The organism is Flavobacterium sp., from assembly GCF_031409475.1.
Taxonomy (GTDB): domain Bacteria; phylum Bacteroidota; class Bacteroidia; order Flavobacteriales; family Flavobacteriaceae; genus Flavobacterium.
Genome location: NZ_JANNXH010000048.1, coordinates 22,464 through 30,514 on the forward strand (window position 1 = coordinate 22,464; position 8,051 = coordinate 30,514).

At 32.3% G+C, this 8,051-nt stretch carries 5 protein-coding genes and 1 rRNA gene; 1 reads left to right on the plus strand and 5 read right to left on the minus strand.

From position 1 onward, the window contains the following. Nucleotides 1–34: 34 nt before the first annotated feature. From RMO53_RS09315 to RMO53_RS09325, 3 genes are all read right to left on the minus strand, one after another. Entirely contained in the window at nt 35–1,669 is a 1,635-nt protein-coding gene (locus RMO53_RS09315; RefSeq protein WP_310379937.1) for a trehalose synthase, read from the minus strand. Next, a complete protein-coding gene (locus tag RMO53_RS09320) occupies nt 1,669–3,603 on the minus strand; it encodes an alpha-1,4-glucan--maltose-1-phosphate maltosyltransferase (protein ID WP_310379939.1) in 1,935 nt (644 codons plus the stop codon). The genes RMO53_RS09315 and RMO53_RS09320 overlap by 1 nt, the downstream gene beginning before the upstream one ends. Nucleotides 3,604–3,664: 61 nt before the next feature. After that, a complete protein-coding gene (locus RMO53_RS09325; RefSeq protein ID WP_310379941.1) occupies nt 3,665–4,945 on the minus strand; it encodes a glucose-1-phosphate adenylyltransferase in 1,281 nt (426 codons plus the stop codon). A gap of 227 nt (nt 4,946–5,172) precedes the next feature. Here RMO53_RS09325 and RMO53_RS09330 point away from each other — a divergent pair, with 227 nt between their 5' ends. After that, nucleotides 5,173–6,042, plus strand: coding sequence for an alpha/beta hydrolase (locus RMO53_RS09330; RefSeq protein WP_310379942.1), 870 nt, complete (start codon nt 5,173–5,175; stop codon nt 6,040–6,042). On the opposite strand, the gene RMO53_RS09335 is transcribed toward RMO53_RS09330, so the two are convergent. Continuing rightward, nucleotides 6,043–7,665, minus strand: a complete 1,623-nt coding sequence (locus RMO53_RS09335; protein WP_310379943.1) for an amidase — start codon at nt 7,663–7,665, stop codon at nt 6,043–6,045. It abuts the gene before it with no gap. Between the two features lie 277 nt (nt 7,666–7,942). Continuing rightward, nucleotides 7,943–8,051 (minus strand): 5S ribosomal RNA (rrf, locus tag RMO53_RS09340).

Consider the following 8,051-nt stretch of genomic DNA (forward strand, 5'->3'; position numbering starts at 1 on the left):
ATTTTATATTTTTTTAACCAATTAAGGTTATTAATTAATTTTTAAATTCCATGATACTTGCAATTCCTGTCAAAGGAATTACAGACCATCTTGGACGAGAATTGAGTTCGTAACCCAGCTCGTAAACTGCTTTTTCTAATAAACAATATTTTAACAAAAAGTCAATTTCTTTACGGTAGCCAATATTTAAATTTCCAGCCTGAGCGACATCTGTATAGGTTTGAATAAAAACGCCAACGAAATATTTGAACAGAATTTCTCCAGCTTTAAAAAGTTCTTCTTGCTCAAAAGGATATTTATCTTTGTTATTAAAAATTGTTGCATAAATCGAATAATGAAACGATCTAAACATTCCTGCTACATCCTTTAATGGTGGTTGTTTTACTTTTCGATCTCGAATTGTGCTTTCGGGTTCACCTTCGAAATCTAGCAAATAAAAATCATCTCCATTGACTAAAACTTGCCCTAAATGATAGTCTCCGTGTATTCTAATTCTTTCGGATTTCATTTTTGTCCAATCAAAATCGAGGAATAATTTCCGAATCTCTTTTTTGTGATCTAAAAATTGATTGGCTAAATCTAAAGCCAATCCGTCTAATTTATGCAAATTATTTTCTAGAATATTCAATCTGTTTTGAAACTGATAGGTCAATCTGTTTTTGAGCCAAACAGTATAATCGCCATTATAAGTTGTAGGCGTAAATGATGTATCATGATTGCAACCACCTAGTGCGATGTGCATTTCGGCGGTTCGAATAGCTAATGTATTGATGCGCATAAAAATACTCAACCCAGCCCAATCGATAATTTCGTGTGGTACTTCGTTTATCTTTAATCTTTGGAACAATTCAATATTGGGAAGTCTTTCGATTTTGATTTTTTTAGTTTTCAAATTTTCGAAAATACTGTCCATTTCTTCTAGCATAAATTGCCATGCATCTCCTTGATTTGGGACTAACTCCTGCATCAATCCAAGTGTTATACTTCCTTCGATTAAAGTAACGCTGATACTTCCGGTGTAAGCAGGAGAATTTTTGAAATTCATTTCTTCGGTTAAAAACCTACTGATTTCATAATCTGGATTTGTACTGGTATAAATTCTTCTAAAGATTTTTAACACCAAAGTATTATTGTAAATAATAGAGGTATTGCTTTGTTCAACACCCATAAATTTGGATGATTTGTATTCTGTAACCTCTAGTTTTTGTCCTTTATGGAATTTTACTTTGACTTCATTTTTATCACCCGAAGAAACAATTTTGTCAAAAAGAAGCTTTCTAAAATCTTCTTGGTGCAATGCATCAACAAGAAAGCCGTCTTGTCCGTTCATCTTTACTGGCGCAATAATAGTATTTGTGTCCAACTCTTCTTCTGCCATAAATGATATTGGCATAAAATAATTTTGAAAAAAAGCTTCCTTAAAATTAACTTCTAATAATACTCCATAGTAAGTATTTTTTTTTGATGTCATTTTAAAATACTCTACAACTTCAATATACTTTAGCGTACTTGCTTTTCCGCCATACCAGCGTTTATTTACAATATAGTTTTCTAGAATATCCGATGAAAATACTTTTACAAAATCTTCATCGTCGAACGCATTTTTCCAATCTGTTTTAAAAACAAATGGATTTTGAAATTCTCCTTCATTGATTTTGATGTCTTTCATCATCTTTTAATTTTAAATAAATGAAAAGGCAATTCTGGTGAAAGCACGATGAAATTCCACTCTTTGTCCCATGAATAAGTGTTTCCTGTTATCAAATCAGTTACTTGAATGGGTTGATTGCCTAATTTTTCTATGGGCAATCTTACCATAGCTTGATTCGTATTAAATGCGTCTAAACTTACTACCATCAAAGTCTCGTTTTGCTTGTCGTCATCATATTTATAATAGGCTATAACTTGGTCATTATTAGTTTCACAAAAAACAATATTATTCGTTTGTTGTAATGAAGCTTGCTCGTTTCGAATAGCGTTTACTTTTGTAATTATTGTAGTCAGTTTATTTTGAATTTCCCAATCCCACTTGAAATATTCGTACTTTTCTGAATCTAAATATTCTTCTTTACCTGGAGCCATTGGTGTGGAAACCATGTATTCAAACACTGGTCCATAAATTCCAACACTTGAACTCAAGGTTGCAGCAAGAAAATATTTTTGCAAATGCACCGATTCATTCCCACTTTGCAATGAAAACGGATTAATATCTGGTGTATTTGGCCAAAAATTAGGGCGATAAAATTCTTTTTGTTCCGTTTGGGTCAACTCAGTTACATATTGGGTGAGTTCTTTTTTTGAATCTCTCCATGTGAAGTAAGTATAGGATTGACTAAATCCTTGTTTGGCCAATTCATTCATGATTTTTGGTCTTGTGAAAGCTTCTGCTAAAAACAATACATCAGGATGTTTTTTCTTAATTTCACTTATTAACCAACCCCAGAAGTAAAAAGGCTTAGTGTGAGGATTATCAACACGATACACTTTTATATCACACTCTTCAATCCAAAACAAAGCTACGTCTAAGAGTTCTGCCCAAAGGTTTTTCCAATCCCCACTTTCGAAATATATAGGTTGAATGTCTTGGTATTTTTTGGGAGGATTTTCGGCATATTGTACCGTTCCATCTGGACGCCATTTGAACCATTGAGGAAAATCGCTTACATAAGGATGATCTGGTGCAGCTTGTAATGCATAATCCATAGCCACTTCGATGCCTAAATTTTTTGCTTTTTTGACCAATGCTTTAAAATCGTCAATGGTTCCTAATTCTGGATGTGTTGCTTTGTGTCCTCCGTGGTGCGAACCTATTCCCCATGGAGATCCAACATCGCCAGGATTGGCATTAGTAGCATTGTTTTTTCCTTTACGATTTACTTCTCCAATAGGGTGAATTGGTGGAAAATATAAGGTGTCAAACCCCATTGCTGCAACTCTAGGCAATAATCGTTCACAATCTTTAAAAGTTCCGTGTTTACCTTTTTCTTGTGAGGCAGAACGTGGGAAAAATTCATACCAAGTGCTGAATAATGCTTTTTTTCTATCTACATATACTTGAAGCTCTATTGATTTGTTTTCTAAAACTCGAATTGGATATTTTTTGAAAATTTGTTTCAATTTATACGATGTGACTTCGGCAATAGCCTTGTCATAATCAGATTCAGCCGTGAAATAAGCTACTATTGTATTAAGGTATTCATTCTCCTTTTCGTTAGCAAATTCCTGAACAGCTTTTACGTATTCTGCTCCTTCTAAAAGCTCTGATTTTACGTATTGATTGTCTTGGATTTTTCGTTCAGTTCCGTGCTGCCAGTTAAGTGCATAGTCAATCCAGCCTTCAATAAAATAGGAATATAGCCCTTGTTTTTGTACTTTAAAATCTGCGTTCCATTCATCGTTTACTGAAGGGATCATTCTTATTTCTTGCCACTTTTTTTCGCTTTCATGCTTGAATTTTACACAACATTCTAACACGTCGTGCCCATCAGAAAAAACATCTGCAGTTACATTAACTTTTTGACCAACAATTCGTTTTATAGGATAGGCACCACTATCAAGTTGTGGCGCAACATTTTCGATAATTATTCGAGTTTGATTTTGCATTTTATTTTTTTAAAGTATTACTAAAAGCAATAAAAAAAATTATATAATAGTCGTTTTTATTTTATTGGATAGTATAATTATTTGGGATAGTTGCTCCTTTTTTAAGTACAACTATTCCGTCTTTAATTGCATACAATTCATTTGAAAAATCGGCTAAATGTGGGCCTCCTTTTATAATAACATCGTCTCCTATTCTGCAATTTTTATCAACGAGAGCATTACTTATGTGGCATCTTTCGCCAATTCCTATTTGCAATTTACTATTACTTTCGTCGTCTCTCATATCAGCAATACTCTGGTAGAAATCATTACCCATTACATAACAATTTTGGATAACTGTTTCTTCTCCTATACGAGATCGAATTCCTATGATAGAGTTGCTTATTTCTTTTGCATTCAAAATACAACCTTCGGAAATTAATGATTTTTCGATAATTGTTTTTTTAAATTTTGACGGAGGCAACAATCGTGGTCTAGTATATATTTTATTTTCGTTATCAAATAAATTAAATTCGGGTAAATCTTTTGTAAGTCCGATATTTGCTTCAAAAAACGAATCTATATTTCCAATATCTGTCCAGTATCCTTCATATTGGTAGCTTAATATTTTCTTTTTCCCTACGGCTTGTGGTATAATTTCTTTTCCAAAATCTTTTGTGTCTGGGTTTTTCATTAATTCAATTAATAATTTTCTATTGAAAATGTATATTCCCATTGATGCCAAGTAGTGTTTACCTTCGGATTTCATCTGATTACTCACATCTGATTTCCAATTTGACAATAATTCTTTAGCTGGTTTTTCTATAAATGATTCTATGCAACTTTCTGAATTTGTTTTTAATATTCCAAATTCTGGTGCGTCTTTATCATTTACAGGTAAAGTTGCAATAGAAATATCCGCTTGATTACTAATATGCGCTTCAAGCATGGCGTTGAAATCCATTTGATACAACTGATCACCTGAGAGAATTAAAGCATACTCGAAATCATGATTCAAAAAGTGAGGCATGCATTGTCGAACAGCGTCAGCAGTTCCTTGAAACCATGTTGGATTATCTGGGGTTTGCTCTGCAGCTAGAATATCTACAAAAGCCTGACTAAAAATACTAAAGTTATAAGTGTTTTTTATGTGTGCATTCAAAGAGGCCGAATTAAATTGTGTCAAAACAAACATCTTATAAATATCTGAATTCAAACAGTTTGAAATTGGTATATCGACTAACCTGTATTTTCCTCCAATTGGCACGGCAGGTTTAGACCTAGTTTCGGTTAAAGGAAACAATCTAGAACCTTGTCCTCCTCCTAGAATTATTGCTATAACACTTTTCTTTTTAGCTTTCATTTTGTTTTAGTATTAAATTATAAATGTCTTTAATGTGTTTGTAAAATTTTTCCAGGAATTAGTCAATAAATGTTCTTGGGTTTGAAATTTTAAATAAATATTTCAAAACTATGCTTTCAAATAAATGATAATTAACAACCTGAATTTTTATTAATAATGCTACTTTTATGTTTTCTAAATTTAGTAAAAAAAAAACAAAACAAAAGTTTGTTTGAAAAATTATGGAAATGACAAAAAAAACTACTAAACCAACTCAATCATTGAAAATTCCTAAAATTATTACAGCATCATGTAAATTTATCGCTTTTATTTCGCCAAAATTAGTAATATTATTTGCTGCTAAGTTATTTACAACTCCAATAAAACATAAAATTCCAAAAAGAGAATTGCATATGGATAGTAATAGCAATCAAATTTTAATCGAAATTCCTAAAATTAACAAAAAAATAGTTCTATACCATTATGGTAAAAGTGATAAAAAAATTTTATTGGTTCACGGTTGGTCGGGAAGAGGACCTCAATTATTTAAAATAGCTGATGCATTACTAAAAATTGGGTATTCTACAATAAGTTTTGATGCACCTGGACATGGAAAATCTCCCGGAAAATTAGCTATTATGACTGATTTTATCCAAACAATTTTAGAAATCGAGAGACAGTTTGGTCCTTTTGAAGCCGCAATTGGACATTCATTGGGAGGAATGACGCTGTTAAATTCTGTCAAAAAAGGATTAGCAATAAATCATTTAACAATCATTGGAAGTGGAGATATTGTTACCGATATTTTGGACGATTTTGTGGCAAAACTGGAATTGAAACCAATAATTAGTACCCAATTACGATTGTATTTTGAAAATAAATATGGAGTAGAAATGGATAGTTTTTCTGGTTACAAGTCTGCAATGTACATATCCATTCCTGTTTTAGTAGTCCATGATAAAATGGATAAAGAGATACCAGTAACTGCTGGTATAAACATTCATAGCCACTTAAAAAAAGGAGTGCTATTTTTAACAGATGGATTAGGTCATCGCAAAATTCTTGGAAATCATTTAGTCATTGAGAAAGTTATCAATTTTATTAAAACCGACCACTAATTACAAAAATGATTTTTTAAACTCAGGTTTAACCCTATGTTTAGATGCTTGCTCATAAGCAAATGCAATTCCAATTAGTTTTGGCTCGCTATAAGCGGTTCCAAAAAATGATAGACCAACAGGTAAATCATATACTTTTCCAGCTGGCACTGTAATATGTGGGTAACCACTAACAGCTGCTGGCATTGTTAACGAATATCCTCCCCAACGATCACCATAAATCATATCTATACTGCAGGATGGCCCCTTTGTTATCCCGCAAATCGCATCAAGTTTATTGTCATAAAATACTGAATCCAAAATCTTTTTACTGTCGTTGAAACTTTTATTTAAAGCATCTTTATATTTTTTATCTTCAAGTCCCAGTTTTAAATTTGAACTTTCTAAAGTTTCCTGCTTAAAATATGGCATTGATTGATCTTCATTGGCCAAATTAAAATCAATAACCTCCTTTAAGGATTTAACCTTTGCGTTTGAAGTTGATAAATAATGGTTCAACCCATCTTTAAATTCATATTGTAAAACTTCAAATTCAGCATCTCCTAATACATTTATTTTCTCGATATACTCAATTTCTATGATTATAGCTCCTTTTTCCTTTAGTAGATTAATTGATTTATTTAAAAGTTCATTAATAAATTGATTGTTTCCTTGTGGCATTTTTTCAATGCCAATTCGTTTTCCTTTTATTGCATCCAAATCCAAAAATTGTGTATAGTCTGTAAAATCTTTTCCTAAACTTTCATTTGTGATTGAATCTGAAACATCTACACCTGAAAGCACACCTAATAAAATTGCAGCATCTTTTACTGTTCTAGCCATTGGTCCAGCCGTATCTTGAGTTTTTGAAATTGGTATAATTCCTGAACGACTTATTAAACCCACAGTAGGTTTTATGCCTACTATTCCATTTACAGAAGCTGGGCAAACTATAGAGCCATCTGTTTCTGTACCAACAGCAACAACGCATAGATTTGCTGAAACTGCAACTCCCGAACCAGCACTTGACCCACAAGGATTATGATCTAAAATATAGGGATTCTTAGTTTGACCGCCTCGGCCGCTCCATCCAGAAGATGATTGTGAAGATCGAAAATTAGCCCATTCGCTTAAATTAGTTTTACCAATAATTATAGCACCTGCTTCTCGCAATTTTTTTACAACAAAAGCATCTTTAGTAGCCATGTTTCCAACCATTGCTAATGATCCTGCTGTAGTTTGCATTTTATCAGCTGAATCAATATTATCTTTTATTACGATCGGTATACCATGTATTGAACTTCTTATTTTTCCATCACTTCTTTCATTATCCAATTTATTTGCGATTGCAATTGCATCTGGGTTTATTTCTATAATTGAATTTAAGTTAGGACCATTTCTATCAATAGTTTCAATACGTTTCAAATATAATTCTACTAATTGTTTAGAAGTATATTGTCCTGAAATTAATTTTTTTTGCAAACTTACAATTGTTTCTTCATCAAGCTCAAATTCTCCCAGCAAGTCATTAATAGCTTCTTCATCACCAATATTATTTTTAGTATTATTACAACCTTCAACTAAAAAAGTTGTTATTCCAATAGTAGCAAAAGTTGAGGTAGTTAAAAAAGTTCTTCTTTCCATAAGATACTTATTTTTTAAAAATTTAAAAAATATATTTTGTATAAATATATAAACTTTATTTAAAGATTAAAACTAATTCTTAAAGATTCAATGAAATCAAGTTGTATCAATGTTGGAAGTAATACCTAAAAAACCCTCTTTAGGAATGAGCATTTTTTTTAGGTTCTGATACGAGTTCATATTAAAGAAAGGTACGAGCTGAGTCCCGACATTTCGGCACAAAGATGGCTTTCTTGTATAAAAAGAACCCCAACCTTATCGGGTTGGGGTTCATAAAGAAAGGCGACGACATACTCTCCCACATAACTGCAGTACCATCTGCGCAGGCGGGCTTAACTACTCTGTTCGGGATGGGAAGAGGTGAGCCCCGCCGCAATAACCACCTT